Raw genomic sequence first — 26143 nt, forward strand, 5'->3', positions numbered from 1 at the left:
ATGTACATTTTATGGTTTAAAGCACTTCATATTTTTTTCATGCTTGCGTGGATGGCCGGAATTTTTTATCTTCCTCGGTTGTTTGTTTACCATGCTGAAGCTACATCGCAAGAAGTGAAAGATCAGTTTAAAGTGATGGAGAGAAGGCTGTGGTTTTTTGTCACCCCTTTCGCTTTTTTAACCTTAGCGTTTGGTGTTGCACTTATTGTGAGCTATGGAAGTACGTGGTTTAAAATGTCAGGTTGGCTGCACATTAAATTCATGCTTTTGCTTGCGCTTTACAGCTATCACTTCTATTTGTTTAAGCTAGTAAAACAATTCTCCCGTGATGAAAATCGTCACAGTGCCAAATTTTACCGCATTATTAATGAAGCTCCGGTACTGCTTATATTGGCTATTGTTTGTTTAGCAGTAGTAAAACCGCTATAAATTAAACAGGCCGTGTTACCACGTACTGATGTTATGGAATAACCGTTAAATAACCTAAAGGAAACTACATGGATGATAGTAACCAGCACTTAAAAGATTTGTTGTCGCAAACTGATTTAGCGTTTAAAGCGCTGATGCGCCAACCTAACTCTAGTGAGTTAACTAATGCTTACGACAACGCTAAAGCAGAGTTAGACGCTTACATGAAGTCATTGCGTAATACGCTTTCTCAGCGCAAACACCTGCAGCGCCAGAAAGCTCGTTAAGAGGTTTTCGTAAAGGTTTCAAATTGGTTAGGTAATGCTGCGCTCAGTTCGCCAGCCAGATCAATATAATCTTGAATCATTGCTGGGAGTTGTTTCCACAATATGGGTAAGTTGTCTTTAAGCTGTTGCGCCTGGCTACGGTTACGATACTGCAAAGCCAGCTCAACATTCGCTAGGGTAGTAAATAACTTTAAGCAACGAGACAGCCGTTTCTCTGGGGTATCTGAGTTATTGATATCTTCACGCATTGCATCTTTTGCACTTAACTTTTCCCAGGCTTGTTGCCAGACATCCTCAAGTTGCTGGTGCACGTAAAGTAATCCTTCAAGCCATTGAGCTAATTCTGCGGGTATTGCAGAAGCGGGTTCAACACTAGCATCACCCTCTGAATACACACAGCGTGATGGCATTAAGGGCTTCTCGTCGGTCATACACTGTAGGTGAGCCCTTAAGTTATTCATCAGCACATCCGCTAGTGCATCTACATCTTTGTCTACCAGTGCACTTGAAGAGCTCTGTATCAACCATGGCATCCACTGCTCTGGCATAGGTATTTCTGGTGATGCTGCAACAGCGAATATCATACCGTCGGCTTTGTAGGCGCTAGGTAATACATGCGTTAACTTGCCCTTTTCAAACACAGGCAAAAGAATATCGATGGGACGCGCCGTTTCTGACATTAAAAATTCCTACTAGCGGTTGAAATGACCTATTTATAACCTGTACCCTTCGCGCCCATTTTTTATGTTGGGTTAAAAACCTGTTTTAACCATTATATTCAAAGCACAACAACATAGTGAGCGAGTAGCAATAGAATTAGTTTGCGTGGTTGCGCAATAGCTAACCTGTTGTCATGATAGCAAAACTAAACTAAGAGTGACTGCAATGGCAAAAGATAAATCAGGATATATTATCGCGGCTGCCTTTATTGGCCCAGGTACAGTAACAACAGCAAGTCTAGCAGGCGCTAACTTCGGTTTTCATTTGGTATGGGCATTACTGTTTTCAATTTTTGCCACCATCGTATTACAAGATATGGCTGCTCGCTTAGGGGTCGCAACGGGCAAAGGCTTGGCATCAGCCATGAAAGACATGGTGTCTACACCATGGCTGAAAATGCTTTTCATTGCGTTAATTGTTAGCGCAATTGGCATTGGAAACGCTGCTTATGAATCAGGCAATCTTACCGGCGCCGCTATAGGTCTGGATGCTTTTTGGGAAATTGGCACAGGCACCTGGGCGCTTATTCTTGGGGTACTTGCCATTGCTCTACTTTGGACTGGCAGCTATTCATGGATAGAAAACGTACTGGTGTACCTCGTGTTTATTATGGCTGGCGTGTTTTTCATTACCCTTATTGTCGCTAAACCCGATATATCATTAATGTTTAGCCAGCTACTGCAGCCGCGTTTAGCCGCCGATTCTATTACCACCATACTTGCGTTGATAGGCACCACTATTGTGCCTTACAACTTATTCCTTCATGCGAGTCTTGTGGCGAAGTCATCGCCAGGCACGGACAATATAAATTCTGATAAAAGCGATGCGATTAAAGCGTGCAGAAAACAATCGGCAACGGCCATTAGTATGGGTGGCTTAATTACTCTTGTGGTGATGGCCACGGCCATGATGGCCTTTTTCAACCAAGCTGCCAGCATGGACGCCGGAAACATGGGTGAGCAGTTAAAGCCTGTCTTAGGTGACAAAGCTCAATGGTTTTTTGCATTAGGCTTGTTTGCGGCAGGGCTAACCAGTGCCATCACCGCACCGCTTGCTGCTGCATATGCGGTTTGTGGAGCGCTTGGGCTGTCTGACGACATGAAAAGCAAAGGATTTCGGGCGGTTTGGCTGACCATAATTATATGCGGCGTTGCCGTTGCTGCACTCGGTTTTAAACCCCTACCCGCTATCTTATTTGCTCAAGCTACCAACGGCTTATTACTGCCTATTATCGCTATCTTTTTATTAGTAGTGATGAATAAAAGCAAGGCACTTGGTGAATTCAAAAACACCCTATGGAGCAATCTTGCAGGCGTTATAGTGGTATCTGTTGTGGTAGGGTTGGGTCTTTATAAATTGACTAGCCTATTCGTCTAATTCGCTAATTTCAGCCACAAAAAAGCCCGTGAACGTGAAGCAAACGGGCTTTTTATAGGCTAGCGCTTAATTAGTGGTTAGCGTGTAGTGCGTGGCTAACTTGACCGCTACTTGGCTAAACGTTGTAGCACATCATTGAGCATCGACTGACTACAACCGAAATTAATTCTGAAATGATCAGCTTTATGAAAATCTGCGCCAGGTGAAGGGCCTACGCCTTTTTCTTCTGCCCATGTTTGTACGTTTTCTACGCCTAAACCGCTCGCGTCTACCCACGCTAAAAAGGTAGCATCAGGTTTCAACATTGATAACCCATCGATACCGTTTATCGTTTCGTACACGGCATCACGGTTAGCGCGCAAGTAATCAATTTGAGCGCTGTGCCATTCGTCACACAAAGTAAACGCGGCTTCGGTAGCGGCTAATCCCAACACGGTAACCCAAGGCATGATGCCCGCGGCCGCGCTGGTAAATTGCTGCCGGAGTTTGGGGTCTGGAATAATCGCAAAAGAGGTGCCTAAACCCGCAACGTTAAAGGTTTTGCTAGCAGCCATTAGGGTAACGCTGTTGTTGGCTAAGTTAGCCTCACGACCAGCAGGAATATGCTTCACTCCAGGCTCTAAAATTAAATCACAATGGATTTCATCAGAACATAAACGCACATTATTGGCGTTACAAATATCAGCAACCCTATCTAGCTCTGCTTTGGTTAATACTGAGCCAACTGGGTTCATCGGATTACAAAGAATGAATAACTTACATTTGGGGTCCGCGGCATTGGCTTCTAGTGCTTCGAAATCCAACGTATAACGCTTCCCTTCCGATTCAGGGTCAATCACAGTGCCAATATCGACGCGCTCTAATTCATTTAATTTAGGCGCCGCGAGCAATGGTGGGTAATTAGGCGTTTGAATAAGCACCTTATCGCCTGGCTCACAATAAGCTTTACAGGCTACGTTGAACGCAGGCACTACGCCGGGTGTCCACACAATCCATTCTGACTTTACATCCCAGTCATGCTTGTCTTTCAACCAGCGCTGAATTGCATTAATAGCGCCTTGATGCTGACTAGGTAGTACATAACCTAAATTACCGTGCTCAACTTGTGCTGAAATTGCATCTAAAATAGGCTGTGCGCAACGAAATTCAGTATCGGCAACCCAAGCAGGAATAATGTCCTTACCTTTGTATTTTTGCCATTTAAACGAATAGGTATCTTTACGAGGTGGGGTTTGGTCAAAATTAATCGTCACACGTACATCCTGTTGCCATTACATTATGGGCACCAGTGTAATAATTCGTGAGCATATAAACTAGCGCTGCTTAGACCATTTAGGACTTTTTTATTTGTTTGCTAATACATTTGCTGACGAGTAGTTCGCTATTAGCTAACGCGAGTTTTCGTTTTTGCTTGCACAACAGATTTCGCCTTTGCGGCCAAGGCGTCCATTTCCAAAGGTTTTGCCAAAAACCCTGACACGCCTAACTTGCGCGCTTCCATAACGAGTTCTTTATTAGGATCGCCAGTAATAAGTAAAAAGGGAACGGATAAATTAGCAGAGCGGCATGCTTTCAACAGACTTAACCCATCGAATTCTTTCATGACTTGGTCGCTGATAATAAGCTGCAGTGTGTCTGGCGTTTGTTGGAGTAAGAATTCACGGGCAATTTTACTTCGGCTAAACGGGTAAACCGTCGCCGACAAACGGGTTTCTAATGCATCGGTAATAAGATCGAGCGTAATAACATCGTCTTCAATAACTGCTACAGAGAACACGGGCTTTGCCTTTTTAATTTCATTAACTTGATAATAGAGGCCAAATTGGATGTTGCCAACTCATCTTTCGTCGACATTTTGGCAAAAAGTTTTCACAAAATACTTCAGCAAAAAAAACGCCAGCTTGAAAGCTGGCGTTTTTGAATCATCTTAATGCATTTGAAAACTAATTAAGTTGTCAAAGCAGAGGTGATTACTTTTTCTCGCGTGAAGAACGCTTACGTTCGTTTTCAGTAAGTAACTTCTTACGAATACGAATAGATACTGGCGTAACTTCAACTAGTTCGTCTTCATCGATGAACTCAAGCGCTTGCTCAAGAGACATCTTGATAGGCGGAACCAAAGTTTGCGCTTCATCAGTACCAGATGCACGAACGTTCGTTAACTGCTTACCTTTAAGGGCGTTAACGGTAAGGTCGTTGTCGCGGCTGTGAATACCGATAACCATACCTTCGTAAACTTCTACACCGTGACCGATAAACAAACGACCACGCTCTTGAAGGTTAAACAAGGCGTTAGTTAGGGCTTTACCGTTAGCGTTGGCAATAAGAACACCGTTTTTACGCTTACCTATAACACCGCCTTTGTACGGACCATAATGATCGAATGTATGGTAAAGCAAACCAGAACCAGACGTCATCGTCATGAATTCAGTTTGAAAACCAATCAATCCACGGCTAGGAATAACGAAGTCGATACGTACACGGCCTTTACCATCTGGAGACATGTTGGTCATTTCAGCTTTACGCAGACCAAGTTGTTCCATGATAGAGCCCTGATGCGCTTCTTCACAGTCTACCGTTAGTGTTTCAAACGGTTCTTGTGTTTCGCCATTCTCTTCTTTAAGAATAACTTCTGGACGTGATACCGCTAGCTCGTAGCCTTCACGACGCATGTTTTCAATAAGGATACCCAAGTGAAGTTCACCACGACCTGATACGCGGAATTTATCCGGATCTGGTGTTTCTTCAACACGAAGTGCAACGTTATGTACTAGTTCGTCATTCAAACGCTCTAGGATGTTACGTGAAGTAACATACTTACCTTCTTTACCAGAAAACGGTGACGTGTTTACTTGGAAAGTCATGGTCACTGTTGGTTCATCAACAGATAACGGCGTCATCGCTTCTACTTGGTTAACATCACAAATAGTGTCAGAGATTTTAAGCGAACCTAAACCTGTGATTGCAATGATATCGCCAGCGCTTGCACCTTCTACTTCATGACGTGCTAGACCAAGGTAACCATATACTAGGCCAACTTTACCGTTACGCTTCTCACCTTCAGCGGTAACAACAGTAACTTGTTGGTTAGGCTTAACAGTACCGCGCTTGATACGGCCAACACCGATTACACCTACATATGAGTTGTAATCTAGTTGAGAAATCTGCATTTGGAATGCACCAGAAGCATCAGCATCTGGAGGCGATACTTGGTCAACAATAGTTTGGAACAAAGCATTCATGTCTTCTTCAGGTTTGTCGGCGTCTAGTGAAGCCCAACCATTCAGTGCAGAAGCATATACAACTTGGAAGTCTAGTTGATCGTCAGTTGCACCAAGGTTGTCGAACAAATCAAATACTTGATCCATAACCCAATCAGGACGTGCGCCTGGCTTATCAATTTTGTTAATAACAACAATTGGCTTTAAGCCTTGAGCAAATGCTTTTTGTGTTACGAAACGCGTTTGAGGCATTGGACCCTCTTGCGCGTCTACTAGAAGCAACACTGAATCGGCCATTGACATTACACGCTCTACTTCACCACCGAAATCGGCGTGTCCTGGAGTATCTACGATGTTGATACGGTAGTCGTTCCAGTTAATAGCAGTGTTTTTCGCTAAGATTGTGATGCCGCGTTCTTTCTCGATGTCATTCGAGTCCATCACGCGCTCTTCTTGCTCACCGCGAGTTTCAAGAGTGCCTGACTGTTGTAACAGTTTATCAACCAAAGTTGTTTTACCGTGGTCAACGTGAGCAATAATAGCAATGTTACGTAATTTATTAATATCAGTGGTATTCATCTAGGGAGCCTGTGTAAATCATTACATGATGTTAAGCATGCATTAGATTTGTTGCAAAAAATGCAGATAGTAAATTTTGCGCGGATTGTACAGAAAAACCACGGCGTTTGCGCACCTTTTTTTAAAAGGGGGGCATGTTTTTCACTATTATAGTCTTTGATTAACGAATTTATTACTTTTGAGCCCTGTTTTCGGTGGTAAGTGACGACGAGTTACTCTAGGCTAGCTAACGGCTACTTACGTTTAATTTGCACCAAAATATAGCGATTAAGCACCATTTATGTGCAACGCCATTAATCATTCAGTTATCCTCTTGCTGCTAAGCCAGCAAAATTGGAACCACGATAGATGGCATGAAAATCGCTTTTAGTTTTTCCACTGTTGGGATGAAGCTGATCATTCCGCATTTTTACATTAAACCTGGAGGACACGATGTCAGTAGAAAAGGCATTAGAGCTGATTAAAGAAAGTGAAGCGAAATTTGTTGATTTGCGTTTTACTGATACTAAGGGCAAGGAACAACACGTATCGATTCCTGCTGCTACGGTAGACGAAGAGACATTTGAAGAAGGTAAAATGTTCGATGGTTCTTCAATTGCAGGCTGGAAAGGCATTAATGAATCAGACATGGTACTTATGCCTGATCCTACGAGTGCGGTAGTTGACCCATTCGCAGAAGAGACTCAAGTTAATATTCGTTGTGACATCTTAGAGCCTTCTACTATGGAAGGTTACGAGCGTGATCCACGTTCTGTTGCGCGCCGTGCAGAAGAATACCTAAAATCTACCGGCATTGGCGACACAGTATTCTTCGGTCCAGAGCCAGAATTCTTCCTTTTTGACGATGTTAAATTCCACACAGACATGGCTGGCTCTTTCTACAAGATTGATGCTGCTGAAGCAAAATGGAACTCAGGCGCCGATTTTGAAGGCGGAAACATGGGTCACCGTCCTGGCGTTAAAGGCGGTTACTTCCCAGTTCCTCCAGTAGATTCAGCGCACGACATTCGTGCAGCTATGTGCTTAGTAATGGAAGAAATGGGCTTGGTTATTGAAGCGCATCACCATGAAGTGGCTACTGCTGGTCAAAACGAAATCGCTTGCGAATTCAACACACTAGTAACGAAAGCAGATGAAATCCAAGTTTATAAGTATGTGGTACATAATGTAGCTCACGCTTATGGCCAAACTGCTACGTTCATGCCTAAGCCTCTTGTAGGTGATAACGGTTCTGGTATGCACTGTCACCAATCAATCGCTAAAGATGGCGTAAACATCTTTGCGGGTGACAAGTATGCTGGTCTGTCTGAAGAAGCGCTTTTCTACATTGGCGGTATTATTAAACACGCTCGTGCAATTAACGCTTTCGCAAACGCATCAACCAACTCTTACAAGCGTTTGGTTCCAGGATTTGAAGCACCGGTAATGCTTGCATACTCTGCACGTAACCGTTCTGCATCTATCCGTATTCCATACGTAACTAGCGATAAAGCGCGTCGTATCGAAGTACGTTTCCCTGACCCAACAGCTAACCCATACCTTGCTTTCTCAGCAATGCTTATGGCTGGCCTTGACGGTATTAAGAACAAGATCCATCCTGGCGACTCTATGGATAAAGACTTGTACGACTTACCACCAGAAGAAGCGGCAGAAATTCCAACCGTTGCTAGCTCGCTAGAAATGGCACTAGAAGCATTGGATAACGACCGTGAGTTCCTTAAAGCGGGTGGCGTTATGACTGACGACATGATTGATGCATACATCGATCTTAAGTCTGAAGAAGTGACTACGCTTGCTATGTCTACTCACCCAGTTGAGTTCGACATGTACTACAGCGTTTAATTAACGCTTAAGTGCTCATTTATACAAAAGCCCGCTTATGCGGGCTTTTTTTTATGCCAAAGCTTTTCTACTATATAAGTAAGAAACTATAAGTGGGTCTCCCTATTGAATATTTATCCCTACATTGCGCTGCTTTCAGTGATGGTGTTAATTCCCGGTGAAAGCCATGGGCAAAGCACATCAAACGCCCCTGATGAGTCAACTACCTCAAGCTCACCTGTTTATAAAGTGAAGCAAGCCGATGGCACTATCCTTTATACCGATAACCCTTCACCAAAAAGCGATACTGTTGAATTTGAAGCAAAAACACAGAATGTAGTGTCTAGCCCCTCAACACCGAAACCCGTTTTAGCTCAAACAACTAAATCGAAGGAAGTTGCCTATAAGGTGGTTATAGCCTCTCCTGCTCCTGAGGCTACCCTTCGAAACAACGCCGGAAACTTTACCATACGAGCGAATCAGCCGACTTCAGTGAAGGCGCCCCGCTATCAATTAATTTTTGATGGCGCCCTATTGCAGAGCAATACAACAGGCGTTTTTACCTTAAATGGTATAAATCGGGGCGAACATCAGTATAAGGTTGAGCTAACAGACAATAAGGGCAAGACTCTTGCATCCTCTGCACTACAAACGCTGTTTCTACATCAAGCATCAGCGTTAATAAATAGCAACTAACGTTCGAAAGTAGCGCAAAGCCCGCACCATAGCGGGGAACAGAAAAAAAGTAACACCAAATCTGTGCCTACAATTTTTGCCGATACGTTACAATGCACCCATATAGTGCAGAGGAGATAAGCTCGGATGCAATCTACCGAGTTAGACACGCAACAATTTTTGAACAGCCTGAATACTGCGCTTGTGATGGTAGACGATAGATTAAATATTGTTTACGCCAACCACGCAGGAGAAGCGCTGTTTGAAACTGGCAGAAAGCAACTATGCGGTCATCGGCTTGATGACTTTTTCGTGCCTGGAAATATCGACACCACTCGTTTACGCGCGGCACTAAGGCACGGAGAAGACTTTACCGAAAACGAAATTCGCCTTTGTTTTAGAGACAACCGCAATGTCATGGTTGATTTAACCGTAACGAACTTGCAACTAGAAGAAGGGGCTAGGCTACTATTTGAAGTTAAAAAAATAGATCAGCAAAAGCGAATATCCCGCGAAAATTTACAAAACGCACAACATTATGCAGCTCGTGAACTTGTCCGTGGGTTAGCTCATGAAATTAAAAACCCATTAGGGGGCATTCGCGGGGCAGCGCAATTACTTGAAAAAGAATTGAGCGAAGAGCATAAAGAATTTACTCAGATGATCATTGAGCAATCTGATCGACTTAGAAATCTAGTCGACCGTTTGCTTGGGCCAAATTCACTGCCTCGATTTAATTGGAGCAATGTGCATCAAGCATTGGAGCAAGTGCGAAGCCTGATGCGGGTTGACTCAGAAACACCTATCACCATCATTCGGGATTACGACCCTAGTATTCCACCTCTGATGATTGACGCTGATATGATTCAGCAAGCTGTTTTAAATATTGTCAGAAATAGTATTCAGGCGTTAACCGAAAGTGAAACGCCTGACCCTCAAATTCGTTTGGTAACGCGTATTGAACGACAGATGACTATTCAGGGAAACCGCCATGCGCTAATCGCTAAAATAAAAGTGATAGACAATGGCCCTGGTATTCCCTCCGAAATAAAAGACACGCTTTTTTATCCCATGGTGAGCAGTAAGCAAAATGGCTCCGGCTTAGGGTTATCGATATCGCAAACATTGATAAACCATCACGGCGGAAAAATTGATGTAGAAAGCCATCCTGGGCACACCGAATTTGTAATTTATATTCCGATAGACCGCAAGGAGACAGGCAATGACGAATGAGTCAGTATGGATTGTCGATGACGATAGTTCTATTCGTTGGGTGCTTCAAAAGGCCTTACAAACAGCAAGCATTGGATGCTTGTGTTTTGAAAACCCGCAAGATTTACTCCTTCAATTACAAAGCGGTCAAGCGCCAGAAGTGATTATCTCTGATATTAAAATGCCGCAGATGGACGGCATGACACTGCTTAATGAAGTTCATGCTACGCACCCCATGATGCCGGTAATCATCATGACAGCACATTCCGATTTAGACAGTGCGGTAAACGCCTATCAAAAAGGGGCATTTGAATATCTACCTAAACCCTTCGATATAGATGAAGCGGTCACGCTGACTCAACGTGCGTTAGCCCATGCAAGAGAACAGTCTAAAACGCAGCAAGCTCCTCAGGATGATCCCGAAACTGAAATTATTGGTGAAGCCCCTGCAATGCAGGAAGTATTTCGTGCAATCGGCCGATTATCTCGCTCATCAATTAGTGTATTAATTAATGGCCAGTCAGGTACTGGTAAAGAGCTGGTTGCCCACGCCTTACATCGTCATAGCCCTCGCTCTAGTAAACCTTTTATCGCCCTTAATATGGCCGCTATTCCAGCCGACTTGGTAGAGTCTGAGTTATTTGGCCATGAAAAAGGCGCATTTACCGGTGCTCAAAATGCGCGCCAAGGACGTTTTGAACAAGCTGATGGCGGTACCCTTTTTCTAGATGAAATAGGTGACATGCCGTTAGACGTACAAACTCGACTTCTTCGCGTTTTAGCCGATGGACAATTTTACCGTGTAGGCGGCCATCAATCAGTAGCAGTAGATGTACGTATTATTGCTGCAACCCATCAAAATTTAGAAAAGCGTGTGGCTGACGGAAAGTTTCGTGAAGATTTATTTCACCGTTTAAACGTTATTCGTGTGCACCTACCGTCTCTATCTGAGCGCCGTGAAGATATTCATTTATTAGCGCGTCACTTCTTACGCCGAGCAGCGAAAGAGTTAGATGTAGAAGCAAAAAGTTTAAGCAAAGATGCTGAAAAGTTAATGGCTCAGCTTCCTTGGCCAGGTAACGTAAGACAACTCGAAAACGTATGCCGTTGGTTAACCGTGATGGCTAGCGGACAAGAAGTGTTACCCAGTGACTTACCGCCTGAAATCCACTCAGACAACAGCATCGAAAAGCCCGCCGCCGAAGCGGGAGATTGGCCAGACTTACTCGCCCGTTGGACCGACAAACAACTTCGCGATGGCAGATACAATATTCTTAATGACGCCATGCTTACGTTTGAAAAAATTATGTTGGAACGTGCCCTTCAGCATACTCATGGCCATAAGCAAGATGCCGCTAAGCGTTTAGGTTGGGGCCGTAATACCCTTACTCGTAAACTAAAAGAGCTAGGTATTACGTAGTTTGCGCTAGGTTGTAAGGCCTGCTAATACACAAAAGCCCGCTTTATTCATTGTGAAATAGCGGGCTTTTTTATGCTTGTTGAAAACAAGAAATAGGTTCGTTACTAGTTGGAGGCTAGCCGCCTTTTTTCAACAAACTTGTCATCGCCTGGTTGAACAACCTTACCCACTGCATGCTAAATTGCCCTTTAGCACTGCGGTTAATTTCAATAACCGCCTCTTTCTTGGATAATTGTTTTTCATCATTATGAGCCCGAGAATGTGTCATCGCATCATAAGTATCAACAATGGCGAGTAACTTGGCCCCATCACAAATATCATCTTCTTTAAGGCCTAATGGATAACCGGTGCCATCAGTACGCTCATGGTGCTGCATCACTATTTTACGAGCCAAATCCCATTGATCTAAGTGTTCAAGCAAGCGGGAGCTTTTATACACATGAGAACGCATTAAGTTAAACTCTATATCGGTTAACGCTTCGCTTTTATGCAAAAGCTTTAATGGCATAAATGCCATGCCGAAATCATGTACATAACTGGCTACGGCTAGCTGAGATTCATCAATAGGCTTGCCTGCTGTACTATTAATATACAACGCTAACTTAGCAACTCTATCCCCTCTGCCTACCCAAAAATTCGAACGTTTCTCGATGGTTTGCATTAGATCACGAAAGAAAAGAACATCCAATTTCTTCTCATTACTCATGTCTTTGGGTATACCCGACGTTGCCAGCGTAGGCGGTTTTATTTGAATATTTTCAGGGTTACTGTCGTCGGTTATTACGTCTAATGCGGGGTTGAGTAATAATACAGCCTCGGTAAGACGTTTCTCATGTTCATCGCCATTGTCCGGTGTAATTCGGCTTATCGCCATGACCAACTGTTGGTGCAAGGTATCGTCATATTCGGCTTTTCCTTCAGCCATAACAGCTTCCACAAATGCCTTAACCCTATCCATGGTAAGTAACACCAAGTCACTCATGGTGCTGGTATACGACACCTGCCCTTTACGTAAGTAATCGAGTAAGTCTTCCACATGCTGAAGCAAGGGGATCATGGGTGAGAAGTTCACCAACCCAAGGTCGCCCTTAATGGTATGGATTGATCGGAACAACGCGCGTTGCAGTTCATTGTCTTCTGGACGAAGCTCTAATTCGATTAATGTCTGCTCACTCGATTCGTAAAGCTCGTTAATTTCTTCCATTAAGTCACAAAGAATATCTTCTTCGAGGTCGTCAGGTACAAATATCTGCATTATGGATACCGGGTTGGTGAGGATAAGGTTTCACTTTCTCTTATTGTAAGATGCTATCGACCAAGTTACCTCATACTAAAGTTAAGTATTTTAGATTAACTTGCCCAATTTGAACGTATTTCTTGCGATACCATGGCAACAGAGCCGCCAAAGCATCTATAATAACTCATCGGACAAGTGTACGCTGAAACTTACCTTATACTTCGCGCGTCATTTATATTCAGGAGCCATTTTGATTGCTTTACTTCGCGTTCCCGCGCTTTTACTGACCTTCTTGCTAGTTAATATAGCCCTATTTGCAGTATGCATTTTTCGCCCTTTTCACAAAGATAATGTGCATACGGCGGGTAAACTTTATTCGTTAATGTCTTACGTAATGGGTTTGAAGGTGATTGTTCGAAAAGACCCCGCGGTAGACATAAACGAACCCTACGTGTTTATTGCAAATCATCAAAATAGCTACGATGTGATGACTATCTGTAAGGCCGCATTACCTGGTGTTGTCACCATCGGCAAGAAAAGCCTAAAGTGGATCCCAATTTTCGGTCAAATTTATTGGCTGTCAGGTAATATCCTCATCGACCGGAAAAATTCTGGTAAAGCCCGAAACACATTAGATATTGCAGCCAACCGGATTGCCAAAAAGCGTACTTCAGTATGGTTCTTCCCTGAAGGGACACGCAGCTATGGACGAGGCTTATTACCTTTTAAACAAGGCGCTTTCAGGCTGGCGAAAACCACCAATGAACCCATCGTTATGGTCACTGCCAGTAATCTGCACAATAAAGTAAAGTGGAACCGATGGGACAATGGCATAGTACTTATCGATATTAGTGCGCCAGAAGCCCTCACCGAGGAAAAATCAATTAAAGTATGGATGCAGTATTTCAACGACCAGATGAAAAACAAGATGGTCGAGTTAGATGCTGAAGTCGCTGAAATGGAAAAAAGCAGGTAAACTTGCGAAAAATGATTGAGGTTTTGCTTTATGAGTCAGTTTGATGAAAGAGAAGAGTGGTATTCCTTCAATGAGGAAACCATAGAAGCGCTATTGGAAGACGGTAGCCAAGCCGATGCTGAATACACCATTGAGCATCACTTTGCGAGTAACGACTTCGACAAGCTAGAAAAAGCAGCGGTCGATACGTTCAAAGCGGGTTTTGAAGTGACTGACGCAGAAGAGCTAATGCTTGATGATGGTGGCACAATTTTTTGTTTTGATGCAATCGTTGAACGAGCTTTAGATCTTGAAAAACTTAATGCTGATTCTGACGCCTTACTTAAAATCGCTGACAAACAAGACGTTCAGTACGATGGTTGGGGTACGTATTTTATGCCCCGCGGCGATGATGAAGATGAGTACGAAGACGACTACCTAGAAGATTGATTCTGACAGACTAATCCCTTTACTCAATACTACATTAAGGGTGGCTTCAGTTTTTGTTCATCTTATCTAATCAACAATGGCACCTGTCATTTTGATTAGAAAGGATGTTAACAATGAAATCACCCATTCAACCTCTTGCTAAGTTCTGCTTATTAGCCCTATTCCCTTGCTCGTTGATTAACACTTCATACGCGGAACAAACGCTATCAAGTGACCCGGTGTCTGTTGAATCAACAGAATATCGCTACGGCGCCGTTTACTCCCCTACTGAAACGTCCACGCAGGCTGCAATAAACGGGATCGCCAAGACTGCACCTACCAGTGCTATTAACGATACTGAAAACAGTAACGTTACAAAAACTGGCACCTTGGAATCGTCTTCATTGGCTGAGAAAAAAGCTAAACGTGAAAGTCTTTTTAGCGGCACCAGTAAATCTTATGCCGAAGCACAATCAACCACACTTTTGCCTGATTACTGGATTTATGACAGTTGGGTGTCTTTAGATACTGATATTGATTATGACGGATATTATTCTGAATTTACCGTTGAGTTCGATGCCGATACCGCTTACGACAGCGCTCTCGTATATGGGGTTATTTACTTAGGTAGAAACGATCGCTATGAAGCCATCCATGTCACATCAGAATTTGTGCTGTATGGCGAAGATTCCTCAGATTCATTCGTGGTAGAAAGCCGCCTGCTTTCAGGTTTCCCCGCGGCAGATTATGATGTACTCGTCGAACTATATGATGCTTATTCCGAGCAACTGGTCGCTTTTTCTGACGGCTATGATGATGCCGACCTAGCTTACCTAAGTTTAGAAAGTGACAACCATGAATATATCTACGACGATACGGTCATAGTAGTAGAGGAGCACGGCGGCAGCACGACTATCTTCGGTTTACTATTCATCGCCTTTACTATAATGGCACGCAGGGTGGTTCGACACTAGCACTTTACAGTTCACTAAAAAGACTTTCATTGAAACGCTGTGTTTTATACTTTTATAGCTATACTAAAGTAGTAGAACAATAAGCAAGCATTATGCAATTAAGCCTGCCCGCATAATGACTTACGAAAGTGGCTACCGGTTGGCAGCCACATCGATATGTTAAGTCTAGATGGTATACGTGCAATGAAAATTGAAAATGTAAACCTGATCAATCTGTTGGAACATGCGCACATTGGCGTAGTAATACATTCTTGGGATTCGCAGATTGTTTACGTGAACCCCGCCGCGTTGAAGCTTTTCAAAACATCACTTGAAGGCTTACACAACCTTCATCAACTTGAAGATGGCTGGGAGTTGATAGACCGCCAGAACCGCCGTCTTCACCCCGACGAATATCCGGTGAATAAAGTGATTTCGTTAAATGTATCTATTACTGATGAAGTAATAGGGCTAGTTGGTGAAGAGAGTTCAGAGGTATGCTGGTTAAATGTTAGTGCCTACCCTGAAAAGTCCGAAAGCACAGGTTTTGTAGTGGTCTATTTCACGGAAATCACTGAAAAAATTGCAGACTTTTCATTTCTTGATATCGTGCAAAGTGCACAAGATATGATTGTGGTTACCGAAGCTAAAGCCATTGATGGTCCTTTGTCGCCAAAAATTATTTATGTAAACGACGCTATCTGCGAGCTTACCGGCTATTCTCGAGAGGAGCTAATAGGTGAAACGCCGAGAATTTTTCAGGGGACGCTAACAGACAAAGAAGCGACCACGCGCATCCATGAAGCGCTTTCAGAGAAAAAGCCCATTACGGAAACCCTGCTCAATTACACGAAGAACGGCACGCCTTATTGGGTTGAAATGAGTATATTTCCCCTGAAAAACCAACTAGGAGAGGTCACCCACTTTGCTTCGGTCGAGCGAGACGTAAGTGCTGTTAAGTTTCAAGCCGAGCAACTGAACAATCGCAATTTTGAGCTGAAAAGTATCCGAGAAAATTTAGAAGACTTGGTAAATAAACGTACTAGAGAGCTTCGCAATGTGAATGTGAAACTTGAAAAGCTGGCTTATTTCGACCCCCTTACAGACATTCCCAATAGGCGTGCCTTTGAAGAGGCATTAGATAAATCTACGCATTTTGCTCATCGCCATGGCCACTCTCTATTAATCGGCGTTGCCGATGTTGACCACTTTAAAAAACTCAATGATACCTTCGGTCATGCGTTTGGTGATGATGTACTCGTGGCTGTTGCGAAGTCGATGAAACAATTTTTCCGCCAAGAAGATGGTATAGGAAGAGTAGGCGGGGAAGAGTTTGCTTTTTGTATGGTATTGCCCGGCTCTCACGATCCTAAAGACATTCTAGAGCGACTTAGAAAACGGGTTGAAGTACTTTCAAGCACGCTTCCTGCGCTAAAGGGTTATGACGTTACAATTAGTATTGGGGCTTATTATGTCACCGAGATATCCCCCACTGAAACAAAAGAGATGATAAACAAGGCTGATGAAGCGCTGTACCGCGCTAAACGAGAAGGGAGAAACCGGGTTAGCTTGGTGATGCAAGATAAAACCGAATCCAATTCAGTCAATTAGTGGCATAACCTCAACGAGTATGATGAATTCATTTTTATCATTCTTTGGTATAAAGCTTCGCTTGCGAAGACAAATAACTTGGTAAATATCTAAAATCGATGCCAGAATAAAAATATCATAAAGAACAACTGGAACCGTTCTAATGCCACCCAGCCAACGCTTATCTTCCCGCCCTCGGCGTAGTTTTATCAAAGGAGCCGCCGCGCTGGGAGTAAGCGCGGGTGTCACTGCCGGAGTAGCGCCTTTTGCAATAGGGAAGCCAACACCAACGTTGAGAGTCATGGGTACCCATGTCACGCTGCAAGAAGAAATTCGTCAACACGCAATGGCCGACCTAGGCATTAATATAGCGTTTGAACCTGGTGGAAGTGCAACTGTACTTCAAAAAGCATCAATGAACCCTGGTGCCTTTGATTTATACGAACAATGGTCAAACAGCATAAATGTTTTGTGGCGTTCGAAAGCTATTCAGCCTATCGAAAAGAAAAAGCTTACCTATTGGGATGAAATAAACGATTTAACCAAAACAGGGAAAGTGACTGAAGCCGCTCGCTTGGGCGCTGGTGATGCTCCCCATAAGATTATAAATGTACAAGCTGATGGCCGTTTAGGGGTTGAGCATACAGACACCATTAGTTTCCTTCCCTATGTGCACAATGTAGACTCATTTGGCTACAATACGTCTCAATTTCCTGAGCAACTCAAAAACCAGGAAGAAAGCTGGGGATGGTTACTTGATAGTCGGTTGTCTGGCAAAGTGGGGATTGTAAATGACCCCACCATTGGACTTTTCGATTTAGCCTTAGCGGCACAAGCAAAGGGCTACATTACATTTGAAGATATAGGGGCAATGACCACCCAAGAGCTAGATAACTTATTCAGTATTCTTATTGAGTTATCCCAGTTAAATCACTTCAGTGGCTTTTGGACATCAGTGCCTGAATCAGTGCAGTTCATGAAAAGCCAGCGTGTTTCTATAGAAAGCATGTTCTCTCCTGCAGTATCAGCCTTAAACAGTCAAAATATTCCGGTTAAATTTGCCGCTCCAAAAGAAGGTTACCGAGGCTGGCATGGTGTAATGTGTTTATCTTCCGCCACCCAAGGAAGAAGTAAAGATATTGCTTATGAATATATGAATTGGTGGTTATCGGGCTGGCCTGGTGCATTCATTGCTCGTCAGGGCTACTACATCTCTAATCCAGAGCGCTCTGCAAAGTATTTGTCGCAAGCCGAGTGGGATTATTGGTACAAAGGCTTACCGGCAAGCGAAAGCCTAAAAGGGCCAGCAGGTAAGATTAGCGTTCAAAAAGGTGAACAGCGCTCAGGAGGAAGCTATGAAGATAGGTTTAGTAATGTTGCAGTATGGAATACTGTCATGCCTACTTACGAATATAGCCTCCAAAAATGGTATGAATTTATTACGTCTTAACCAGGTTGGTTAAGTTAAAGGCACAATAATAGCTATGCTGTCATCGATTCGAACGCAACTTGTTCTTGTATTAATTGCCCTAGTCGCCCTGCTCTTATTACAAGGGTATATTGCTAGAGAGAACCAATCTGTATTAAGCAGCGGTATGGCAGCATCGAGTCGTGCTGTAGTTGATGTGGCAATAGTGAAAGAACTCGAAAGAGATGTTATCGACCTGCAGCGTAATGTGCTTATCTTCAAAGAAAATGCTAGCCAATCTGCGGTGACGCGTTTTGAAAGGTTGATGCTCTCTATCAATAAAAGGCTAGATGAACTCGCCGATCCTATTACCCAAAGCGGTGAGATTGACGATACCTATGTGTTGTCTCGTATGCATAAACATCTTAGTGCCTACCAAGAAAATTTTCGCCAAGTTATTGATGCTCGTTCGAAAAAAGACGACTTAATCGTTAATGGGTCTCTGATAGATTTACTAGCAATTAAACGATTACTTGATACTGACAACGAAAATTTCGCGCTTCCTAGAAGTACCATCGATAAACTTAACTTCTATATTGCCAAGGCGGAAAATGCAATCCTTCGCTACTTGATGAAGCCTGACATGGCCTTAATCACTCAATTCAATGAAGCAATTACTGCCATTAAAGCGATTACAATAAACAACCAAATACTTCATAGCCAAGTTAATGATTTATTAGAAAAGGCTGAAGCAGACTTATTCAAGCTGACACAAATCACCCAAGGAAACTTGTTCTTGGTTAATGTGGTTATGGCAGGGTCAGCGAATGAATTTTTATATTTAAGTGGTGAACTTGCCAATCAAGTAACATCGAAAACCGAATCTATTACTCACAACACCTATTTGGTCGCGCAAGAAACACAACGTAGTGGTGAGATATTTTCACTGGTCGCCATTCTACTTGCGATCATCGCCGCCATATTTACCGCCTATCGTATCTTAGGCCCAATTCGTACTATAACCCACGTATTCAATCGGCTATCTGAGGGGCAAAATATTTCGAGTATTCCAGGCAATAGCCGTAACGACGAAATTGGTAATCTTGCGCGTGCCGCCCATGTATTTAGTGACAAAAACAAGCAAACGGAAAGCTTACTATTGGAAGCCCGTGGACTAAATAGCAGGCTGGAATCCTTAAACTCAGAACTGACTGAAAGTAAAATAAAAGCAGAGCGAGCAACCGCCTCAAAGAGTATTTTCTTAGCCAATATGAGCCATGAAATTCGCACGCCAATGAATGGTATAATTGGTTTAATAGAACTCGCACAGCAACACCCAGTGCCTGATATCGTAAGCGGTTATCTTGATAAAGCGGCTTATTCAAGCCAGATTTTAATGAGTGTTATCAATGACATTCTTGATTTTTCAAAAATTGAAGCCGGCAAACTTAAAATTGAAGAAGTCAGCTTTTCCCTTCATTCGCTGTTCGATAACCTCATTGCGGTTATTGCCCTTAAAGCCAAAGAGAAGAACTTAGCCGTTCGTTTCATCGTGTCACCTTCCATTGTGCCGCAAGTTATTGGCGACCCGCTACGTATTGCGCAAATCATAATGAATATTGGAAGCAATGCGGTGAAATTTACCGAACAAGGGCAAATCTGCATTCGGTTTGATGGCAAAATTAACGATAAAGGTAATTTACTCTCTCTAACAATGAACATTGAAGATTCGGGTATTGGAATGAGTGAGCGACAGCTTGCCCGTATATTTAACCCCTTTACTCAGGCCGATGACGCGACCAATCGCAAATATGGTGGAACCGGTCTGGGTTTAACCATTGTAAAGCAGCTCACCGACTTGATGGGTGGCTCTCTATCAGCCACTTCAGTGGAAGGAAAAGGCAGTACCTTTACAATATCGTTACCGCTTCGTGTATTTAAAAATCAGCCTGGTATTTTTGACCTTACGCCCCAGTTACCCACGTCCAGTATGTACTTAACTTCTTCGCCTCTGCTACCAGATATCTACCAGTCGATAGTACAAATTAGCCAAGCCAATATCATGGACATTTACGCCGCCCAATCCCTCGACTCTCTGCCCAAACACCTTATTGTTGATATTCCTAGCTTTAGTGTGTTTAAAGAAAATATCCGTTGGTTACACGCACTGGCAGAGCAAGGAACCCATGTGGGCTTGATTATGGATACCGTGGGAAGTGCGCTGCAAGATAAGTACAATAGCCTGTGGAAAGGCCCGCTTATTATGCACCCCTTTACGCCGGCACAATTTGAGCACTTCATGTCTATGGTAGTGAGTAATGAAACACGAAAAACCATGACCAAGAATATGGATATCATTGAAGATATAAATTTGGAAGGACATATCTTGTTGGTTGAAGATAATAATATAAATCAGATTGTTACCGGTGAAATGCTTAAAACCTTAGGGATTACGTTTGATATAGCCGAAGATGGCAATCAAGCGGTGCGTAAAATAGAAAACGCGCCTCATTATGATTTAGTGTTAATGGATGTCCAAATGCCCGTAATGGATGGCTATGAGGCAACAAAAGTATTAAGAAATGCGGGCTTTACTACCCTTCCCATTATCGGGCTCTCAGCGAATGCCATGAAAGAAGACAGACAAAGCGCTATCGATGTAGGTATGAACGACTATCTTACTAAGCCAATTAAACGCAAAGCTTTGGTTGATATGTTAAAGCGGCACATGAAACATTAAACACGCAGAGGTTGTTACTCTTTGCACCGTTTCGTGAATAACGGCCAAACAAAAAGGGTTGTCTCTCGACAACCCTTTATCAATTAGCGTGTTAGCTCTGACCTATAAAGCAGCAATAGTCTCGTATTGCGCTTTTAGCTTCTCAAGCTGTTTCTCACCTTCTTCCAACTTACCGCGCTCTTTCTCAATCACGGCATCTGGGGCGTTACTTACAAACTTCTCATTACTCAACTTTCCGCGGGTACGTGAAACGTCTTTGTCCACTTTATCCATGGCTTTCGTGATTCGAGCAAGCTCGGCATCTTTGTCGATAAGACCCGCCATAGGAATAAGAATTTCCATTTCACCTACCAGTGCCGTAGCGCTCGCTGGTGCTTCTTCACCGTCTTCAAGGATGGTCACTGTTTCAAGCTTAGATAACTTATCTAAGAAGGCTTTAGCAGCCTCTAAACGGCGGCTATCTTCAGCGCTTACGTTTTTAAGTAAGGCATTAAGCGGTTTGTTTGGAGAAATATCCATTTCGCCGCGAATATTACGAATACCTACGATAAACTTCTTCACCCACTCAATATCGGCAAGTACTTGCTCATCTTGTTTAGCGGCATCTTGTACTGGGAATGCTTGCACCATAATGCTGGCATTCTCTTCAACCTGTAGCGCACTTAATGGCACAACACGCTGCCAAATCGTATCGGTAATAAATGGCATTAACGGGTGCAACAAACGTAGCAAGTTTTCCAGTACGTTAATTAACGTATGGCGTGTACCACGTTTTTCAGCTTCACTACTGGCTTCGTTGCTAAGTACTGGCTTGGTAAGTTCTAAGTACCAATCGCAGAATTGGTTCCAGGTAAACTCATACACAATATGCGCAGCAATGTCGAAACGGTAGTCTTCTAATGCTTTTTCAAACTCAACAAGGGTTTGTTGGAACTTAGCCCAAATCCAGCGATCGGCAATGCTTAATACCATTTCGCCGCCATCACGGCCTGTATCGTGTTCTTCAGTATTCATCAGCACGAAGCGTGATGCATTCCAAATCTTGTTACAGAAGTTACGGTAGCCTTCTACCCGCGCCATATCAAAGTTGATATCACGGCTGGTTGATGCCATGGCAGCAAAAGTAAAACGAAGTGCGTCGGTACCATAGGCGTGAATACCATCTGGGAACTGCTTACGCGTTCGCTTCTCAATCTTTTCAGCTAGCTTTGGCTGCATCATGCCTGAGGTACGCTTTTTCACTAGCGTTTCTAGGTCGATACCGTCAATAAGGTCGATAGGGTCAAGTACGTTCCCTTTTGACTTAGACATTTTATCGCCGTTCTCATCGCGGATAAGACCGGTAATATAAATATCTTTAAACGGAATTTGGCCTGTGAACTTCTTCGTCATCATGATCATTCTGGCTACCCAGAAGAAAATGATATCGAAGCCAGTTACCAATACCGATGAAGGCAAGAAGGTTTCTAGTTCAGGCGTTTTTTCAGGCCAGCCCATGGTCGCGAACGGCCATAGTGCAGATGAGAACCAGGTATCAAGTACGTCGTCATCTTGGCGAAGGGAAATATCGTCGCTCAAACTGTTTTTAGCGCGAACTTCTGCTTCAGTACGACCCACGTAAATGTTGCCGTTGTCGTCATACCATGCAGGAATGCGGTGTCCCCACCACAACTGACGTGAAATACACCAATCTTGAATGTTGTGCATCCACTGGTAATAGGTTTTGTTCCAGTTTTCCGGTACAAAACGAATCTCACCGCTTTCAACCGCTTCAATAGCAGGCTTAGCAAGTGACTCAACCGCAACATACCATTGGTCGGTAAGGTAAGGTTCAATGACCGCGCCGGTTCTGTCGCCGCGAGGTACTTTAAGCTTATGCGGTTCAATTTTAACGAGTGCGCCTTGGGCGTCTAAGTCGGCCACAATTTGCTTACGTGCGTCGAAACGGTCTAAGCCGCGATAAGCCTCTGGCGACTCATCATTAATTTTCGCATCGTCAGTTAGTATATTGATCATCGGTAGGCTATGACGCTTACCCATGTCGTAATCGTTAAAATCGTGAGCCGGCGTGATTTTAACGCAGCCGGTACCGAATTCTTGATCAACATAATCATCGGCAATAACCGGAATTAAACGGCCAGTAATAGGCAGTTTAATGTCTTTACCAATGTAAGCTTGATATCGTTCGTCATCAGGATGTACTGCAACAGCGGTATCACCTAGCATGGTTTCTGGACGAGTAGTAGCAACCACTAGCTCACCACTGCCATCAGCAAGTGGGTAGCGCATGTGCCACATGTGGCCATCTTCTTCTTCGTTTAGGACTTCTAAATCTGACACTGCGGTGTGCAGTACAGGATCCCAGTTAACCAAACGCTTACCGCGATAGATTAAGCCTTCTTCATGAAGCTTCACAAAGGTTTCAGTTACCGCATCAGACAACTTGTCGTCCATGGTGAACACTTCACGAGACCAATCAGGTGATGTGCCTAACCGGCGCATTTGCCCTGTAATAGTGCCGCCACTGTGCTCTTTCCATTCCCAGACTTTTTTAATGAAGTCTTCACGACCTAAGTCATGACGAGTCTTGCCTTCTGCATTTAATTGGCGTTCTACCACCATTTGGGTAGCAATACCCGCGTGGTCGGTGCCCACTTGCCATAAGGTGTTGTCACCTTTCATGCGGCGATAGCGGGTTAAGGCATCCATTATAGTTTGTTGAAAACCGTGCCCCATATGAAGGCTTCCGGTAACATTTGGCGGTGGAAGCAAAATACAATACGGATCGCCGCTGCCCGATGCTTTAAAAAGACCCGAATTTTCCCATTTTTCATAGCATTGCTGCTCAATGGACTGTGGTTCGAAGGTTTTATCCATTACTTACTCTCGTTGTGAAGCCCGATTCTGATGTGCTCACTATGCAGTTTTCTTAAACTGCATATTACATCCGGCTTGCTGGTAGTTCTTATATCGCACCCGCGCAGCCTGTTTGGCTTCGTCATCTACGGGAACAAAATCGATAATTTGGCGATGTTGATTTGGTGAAGGCACCATGCCCGAACCAACATTAACCACCATTTGACGGCGGGCAACCTGCTCGGGTTGCCAACAAATTTCCACCGGTGTGCCGCTTTGTGGCCCTTCACCATATAGGTTATGGGGTACAAAGCGATTGGCTGGCAATTGCCATAAAAATTCATCAACTTCTTCGGCTTGCTTTTGCGTATCGCATAACACGCTTATCTTTTGCTTGTTGGCAAAAGCATCTGCAATAAGTTCGCTCGCGCGAGACGCCACACTGGTGTCGCCTGCGCTCAGTTGATAAAACACGACTTGAGGCATCGTGCGTTAGTCCTCTAACTTGGTGCCAGCGCGGTTCATTAAGAACTGCGATAACATAGGAACAGGTCGCCCTGTTGCACCTTTGTTCTTGCCACTGCGCCATGCAGTACCGGCAATATCTAAGTGCGCCCAATTATATTTCTTGGTGAAACGAGACAAGAAACACGCTGCCGTTATACTGCCTGCCGGACGACCACCTAAGTTAGTCATATCAGCAAACGGGCTTTCAAGCTGTTCTTGGTAATCATCCCACACTGGTAAACGCCATGCGCGATCTGAACTTTGCTCAGATGCATTTAGCAGCTCATGGGCAAGCGGGTTATGCGTGCTCATCACACCGGTTGCATGGTGGCCAAGCGCAATAATGACGGCACCGGTTAACGTAGCCACGTCAATCACCAGCTCAGGCTCGAAGCGCTCAACGTAGGTTAACGCATCACACAGTACCAAGCGTCCTTCTGCATCCGTATTTAATACTTCAACCGTTTGCCCCGACATGGTGGTTAAGATATCGCCTGGGCGATAAGCCGTGCCATCTGGCATGTTTTCACAGCCGGCTAGCACACCAATAATGTTTATAGGCAGGTTTAGCGCTGCAATAGTGTGCATAGTACCTAGCACACCAGCTGCACCGCCCATGTCGTATTTCATCTCATCCATGGCTTCGCCAGGCTTAATTGAAATACCACCTGAGTCGAAGGTAAGCCCTTTACCCACCAGCACAATAGGTGCTTGATCGGCTGGACCACCACGGTGGTGCATAATACTCATCATACTTTCGTTTGCAGAACCACGGCCCACAGCTAGATAAGCTTGCATGCCCAGTTCAGCCATTTGGGTTTCATCTACAACTTCAGCGCTCACGCTGTCGTACTGGCTGGCTAAAGACTGGGCTTGTTCCCAAAGGTAAGCAGGGTTACAAATGTTTGGCGGCATGTTAGCCACATCTTTGGTAACTTTGGCGCCGCGAGAAATGGCTAGCCCATGCTCTACTGCACGCTCACCCACGGTGAGTTCGCGACGTGTAGGTACGTTAAATACGATTTTACGCAACGGACGACGTGGTTCACCTTTCTTGGTTTTAAGTTGCAAGAAGGTATACAAAGAATCTTCGGTAGCTTCTACGGCTTGACGCACTTTCCAATAAGTGTCGCGACCTTTAACGTGTAATTCCGTTAAGAAACATACTGCTTCCATCGAACCCGTTTCGTTTAGGGTAGTAATGGTTTTGGCAATAATTTGCTTGTATTGGCGTTCATCAAGTTCGCGCTCTTTTCCGCAACCAACTAGTAATACGCGCTCACTCAGTACATTCGGTACATGGTGCAGCAATAGCATTTGCCCGGCTTTACCTTCTAGGTCGCCGCGGCGTAATAAGTTGCTAATATAGCCTTCACTGATTTCGTCTAGTTGTTCAGCCACCGCGGTAAGGCGGCGCGGCTCGAAGACCCCGACAACAATACAGGCACTGCGTTGTTTTTCCGGACTGCCACTTTTTACACTAAACTCCACGATATCACCTCGTTTTTCGTCGTTTAAGATTTGCATGCTGACTAAATTCACATAACGTTTCGCGCTGCTTTATGTTTTAATACGCAGCCATACTTGCATGCTAGCTGCGAATGACGCAATGTTGACGTAAATTATGTCAATTTTGCTTCGCCACACCATGCAATTAATTTTATGATTGCAGGCAAAACTTGTAAAAACGGTAAGTTTACTCAAAATTGTGGTTTCTTTCACTAAAATTCCAAAGTTTCCGGTAGGAC

Annotated in this window: 22 protein-coding genes; 13 read left to right on the top strand and 9 right to left on the bottom strand. The window is 43.9% G+C overall.

The features are described 5' to 3' along the window. Both hemJ and ALT761_RS16155 read left to right on the top strand, forming a co-directional pair. Entirely contained in the window at positions 1 to 429 is a 429-nt protein-coding gene (hemJ, locus tag ALT761_RS16150) for a protoporphyrinogen oxidase HemJ (protein WP_129739958.1), read from the top strand. Positions 430 to 497: 68 nt separating this feature from the next. Next, complete coding sequence (locus ALT761_RS16155; RefSeq protein ID WP_129739959.1) at positions 498 to 695, top strand: hypothetical protein; 198 nt, start codon at positions 498 to 500, stop codon at positions 693 to 695. Here the strand turns inward: ALT761_RS16155 and ALT761_RS16160 are convergent. Next, positions 692 to 1375 carry a UPF0149 family protein gene (locus ALT761_RS16160; RefSeq protein WP_129739960.1) on the bottom strand — a complete coding sequence of 228 codons (684 nt, stop codon included), beginning with the start codon at positions 1373 to 1375 and terminating at the stop codon, positions 692 to 694. The genes ALT761_RS16155 and ALT761_RS16160 overlap by 4 nt on opposite strands. Before the next feature lie 205 nt (positions 1376 to 1580). Here ALT761_RS16160 and ALT761_RS16165 point away from each other — a divergent pair, with 205 nt between their 5' ends. Continuing rightward, positions 1581 to 2792, top strand: a complete 1212-nt coding sequence (locus tag ALT761_RS16165) for an Nramp family divalent metal transporter (protein WP_129739961.1) — start codon at positions 1581 to 1583, stop codon at positions 2790 to 2792. 107 nt (positions 2793 to 2899) lie between these two features. On the opposite strand, the gene ALT761_RS16170 is transcribed toward ALT761_RS16165, so the two are convergent. The 3 genes from ALT761_RS16170 to typA form a co-directional block, all read right to left on the bottom strand. Continuing rightward, a complete protein-coding gene (locus ALT761_RS16170; RefSeq protein ID WP_442858152.1) occupies positions 2900 to 4039 on the bottom strand; it encodes a MalY/PatB family protein in 1140 nt (379 codons plus the stop codon). A gap of 137 nt (positions 4040 to 4176) precedes the next feature. Continuing rightward, positions 4177 to 4569 carry a response regulator gene (locus ALT761_RS16175; RefSeq protein WP_129739963.1) on the bottom strand — a complete coding sequence of 131 codons (393 nt, stop codon included), beginning with the start codon at positions 4567 to 4569 and terminating at the stop codon, positions 4177 to 4179. 193 nt (positions 4570 to 4762) lie between these two features. Beyond that, on the bottom strand, positions 4763 to 6592 hold the full coding sequence (gene typA, locus ALT761_RS16180) for a translational GTPase TypA (RefSeq protein WP_129739964.1): 1830 nt from the start codon (positions 6590 to 6592) through the stop codon (positions 4763 to 4765). A 432-nt stretch (positions 6593 to 7024) separates the two neighbouring features. Here typA and glnA point away from each other — a divergent pair, with 432 nt between their 5' ends. From glnA to glnG, 4 genes are all read left to right on the top strand, one after another. After that, the gene (glnA, locus tag ALT761_RS16185) at positions 7025 to 8434 is read left to right on the top strand and encodes a glutamate--ammonia ligase (protein WP_129739965.1); all 1410 of its coding nucleotides are present in this window, start codon (positions 7025 to 7027) and stop codon (positions 8432 to 8434) included. A 105-nt stretch (positions 8435 to 8539) separates the two neighbouring features. Next, positions 8540 to 9109 carry a DUF4124 domain-containing protein gene (locus ALT761_RS16190; protein WP_129739966.1) on the top strand — a complete coding sequence of 190 codons (570 nt, stop codon included), beginning with the start codon at positions 8540 to 8542 and terminating at the stop codon, positions 9107 to 9109. A 126-nt stretch (positions 9110 to 9235) separates the two neighbouring features. Then, complete coding sequence (gene glnL, locus ALT761_RS16195; RefSeq protein ID WP_129739967.1) at positions 9236 to 10321, top strand: nitrogen regulation protein NR(II); 1086 nt, start codon at positions 9236 to 9238, stop codon at positions 10319 to 10321. Beyond that, a complete protein-coding gene (gene glnG / locus ALT761_RS16200) occupies positions 10311 to 11720 on the top strand; it encodes a nitrogen regulation protein NR(I) (protein ID WP_013782790.1) in 1410 nt (469 codons plus the stop codon). Before glnL ends, glnG begins: the two co-directional genes overlap by 11 nt. 115 nt (positions 11721 to 11835) lie before the next feature. Here glnG and ALT761_RS16205 read toward each other — a convergent pair whose 3' ends face one another. Beyond that, complete coding sequence (locus tag ALT761_RS16205) at positions 11836 to 12975, bottom strand: HD domain-containing phosphohydrolase (protein WP_129739968.1); 1140 nt, start codon at positions 12973 to 12975, stop codon at positions 11836 to 11838. A 232-nt stretch (positions 12976 to 13207) separates the two neighbouring features. Between ALT761_RS16205 and ALT761_RS16210 the strand changes: the two genes are divergently transcribed. The 4 genes from ALT761_RS16210 (at position 13208) to ALT761_RS16225 (ending at position 16905) form a co-directional block, all read left to right on the top strand. Then, positions 13208 to 13933, top strand: a complete 726-nt coding sequence (locus ALT761_RS16210; RefSeq protein WP_129739969.1) for a 1-acylglycerol-3-phosphate O-acyltransferase — start codon at positions 13208 to 13210, stop codon at positions 13931 to 13933. 30 nt (positions 13934 to 13963) lie between these two features. Beyond that, entirely contained in the window at positions 13964 to 14362 is a 399-nt protein-coding gene (gene rraB, locus ALT761_RS16215) for a ribonuclease E inhibitor RraB (protein WP_129739970.1), read from the top strand. Positions 14363 to 14475: 113 nt separating this feature from the next. Beyond that, positions 14476 to 15315: a choice-of-anchor H family protein gene (locus tag ALT761_RS16220; RefSeq protein WP_129739971.1), complete on the top strand. Its 840-nt coding sequence runs from the start codon at positions 14476 to 14478 to the stop codon at positions 15313 to 15315. A gap of 183 nt (positions 15316 to 15498) precedes the next feature. Then, complete coding sequence (locus ALT761_RS16225; protein ID WP_129739972.1) at positions 15499 to 16905, top strand: sensor domain-containing diguanylate cyclase; 1407 nt, start codon at positions 15499 to 15501, stop codon at positions 16903 to 16905. Here the strand turns inward: ALT761_RS16225 and ALT761_RS20825 are convergent. Next, positions 16894 to 17187 (bottom strand): hypothetical protein, encoded by a 294-nt coding sequence (locus ALT761_RS20825; protein ID WP_232043611.1) that lies wholly within the window; start codon positions 17185 to 17187, stop codon positions 16894 to 16896. The genes ALT761_RS16225 and ALT761_RS20825 overlap by 12 nt on opposite strands. Between ALT761_RS20825 and ALT761_RS16230 the strand changes: the two genes are divergently transcribed. Continuing rightward, positions 17111 to 18334: an ABC transporter substrate-binding protein gene (locus ALT761_RS16230; RefSeq protein ID WP_232043600.1), complete on the top strand. Its 1224-nt coding sequence runs from the start codon at positions 17111 to 17113 to the stop codon at positions 18332 to 18334. The two genes, ALT761_RS20825 and ALT761_RS16230, sit on opposite strands and share 77 nt — an antisense overlap. Positions 18335 to 18368: 34 nt before the next feature. Continuing rightward, positions 18369 to 21032 carry a hybrid sensor histidine kinase/response regulator gene (locus ALT761_RS16235; RefSeq protein WP_129739974.1) on the top strand — a complete coding sequence of 888 codons (2664 nt, stop codon included), beginning with the start codon at positions 18369 to 18371 and terminating at the stop codon, positions 21030 to 21032. Between the two features lie 102 nt (positions 21033 to 21134). Here the strand turns inward: ALT761_RS16235 and ALT761_RS16240 are convergent, their stop codons facing one another. The 3 genes from ALT761_RS16240 to pepA are packed head-to-tail and all read right to left on the bottom strand — an operon-like array spanning position 21135 to position 25886. Further along, on the bottom strand, positions 21135 to 23909 hold the full coding sequence (locus ALT761_RS16240) for a valine--tRNA ligase (protein WP_129739975.1): 2775 nt from the start codon (positions 23907 to 23909) through the stop codon (positions 21135 to 21137). Between the two features lie 39 nt (positions 23910 to 23948). Further along, positions 23949 to 24374, bottom strand: coding sequence for a DNA polymerase III subunit chi (locus ALT761_RS16245; protein WP_013782780.1), 426 nt, complete (start codon positions 24372 to 24374; stop codon positions 23949 to 23951). A 6-nt stretch (positions 24375 to 24380) separates the two neighbouring features. Next, complete coding sequence (gene pepA / locus ALT761_RS16250; protein ID WP_129739976.1) at positions 24381 to 25886, bottom strand: leucyl aminopeptidase; 1506 nt, start codon at positions 25884 to 25886, stop codon at positions 24381 to 24383. Positions 25887 to 26143 lie beyond the last annotated feature (257 nt).

It is taken from the genome of Alteromonas sp. 76-1, from assembly GCF_900654235.1.
GTDB classification, from domain to species: Bacteria; Pseudomonadota; Gammaproteobacteria; order Enterobacterales; family Alteromonadaceae; genus Alteromonas; species Alteromonas naphthalenivorans.

Bases quoted from the DNA above. Each gene is read 5' to 3' on its own strand.
- hemJ (WP_129739958.1), top strand. From the start codon at position 1: ATGTACATTTTATGGTTTAAAGCACTTCATATTTTTTTCATGCTTGCG.
- ALT761_RS16155 (WP_129739959.1), top strand. From the start codon at position 498: ATGGATGATAGTAACCAGCACTTAAAAGATTTGTTGTCGCAAACTGAT.
- ALT761_RS16160 (WP_129739960.1), bottom strand. From the start codon at position 1,375: ATGTCAGAAACGGCGCGTCCCATCGATATTCTTTTGCCTGTGTTTGAA.
- ALT761_RS16165 (WP_129739961.1), top strand. From the start codon at position 1,581: ATGGCAAAAGATAAATCAGGATATATTATCGCGGCTGCCTTTATTGGC.
- typA (WP_129739964.1), bottom strand. From the start codon at position 6,592: ATGAATACCACTGATATTAATAAATTACGTAACATTGCTATTATTGCT.
- glnA (WP_129739965.1), top strand. From the start codon at position 7,025: ATGTCAGTAGAAAAGGCATTAGAGCTGATTAAAGAAAGTGAAGCGAAA.
- glnL (WP_129739967.1), top strand. From the start codon at position 9,236: ATGCAATCTACCGAGTTAGACACGCAACAATTTTTGAACAGCCTGAAT.
- glnG (WP_013782790.1), top strand. From the start codon at position 10,311: ATGACGAATGAGTCAGTATGGATTGTCGATGACGATAGTTCTATTCGT.
- ALT761_RS16205 (WP_129739968.1), bottom strand. From the start codon at position 12,975: ATGCAGATATTTGTACCTGACGACCTCGAAGAAGATATTCTTTGTGAC.
- rraB (WP_129739970.1), top strand. From the start codon at position 13,964: ATGAGTCAGTTTGATGAAAGAGAAGAGTGGTATTCCTTCAATGAGGAA.
- ALT761_RS16220 (WP_129739971.1), top strand. From the start codon at position 14,476: ATGAAATCACCCATTCAACCTCTTGCTAAGTTCTGCTTATTAGCCCTA.
- ALT761_RS16225 (WP_129739972.1), top strand. From the start codon at position 15,499: ATGAAAATTGAAAATGTAAACCTGATCAATCTGTTGGAACATGCGCAC.
- ALT761_RS20825 (WP_232043611.1), bottom strand. From the start codon at position 17,187: ATGACTCTCAACGTTGGTGTTGGCTTCCCTATTGCAAAAGGCGCTACT.
- ALT761_RS16235 (WP_129739974.1), top strand. From the start codon at position 18,369: ATGCTGTCATCGATTCGAACGCAACTTGTTCTTGTATTAATTGCCCTA.
- ALT761_RS16240 (WP_129739975.1), bottom strand. From the start codon at position 23,909: ATGGATAAAACCTTCGAACCACAGTCCATTGAGCAGCAATGCTATGAA.
- ALT761_RS16245 (WP_013782780.1), bottom strand. From the start codon at position 24,374: ATGCCTCAAGTCGTGTTTTATCAACTGAGCGCAGGCGACACCAGTGTG.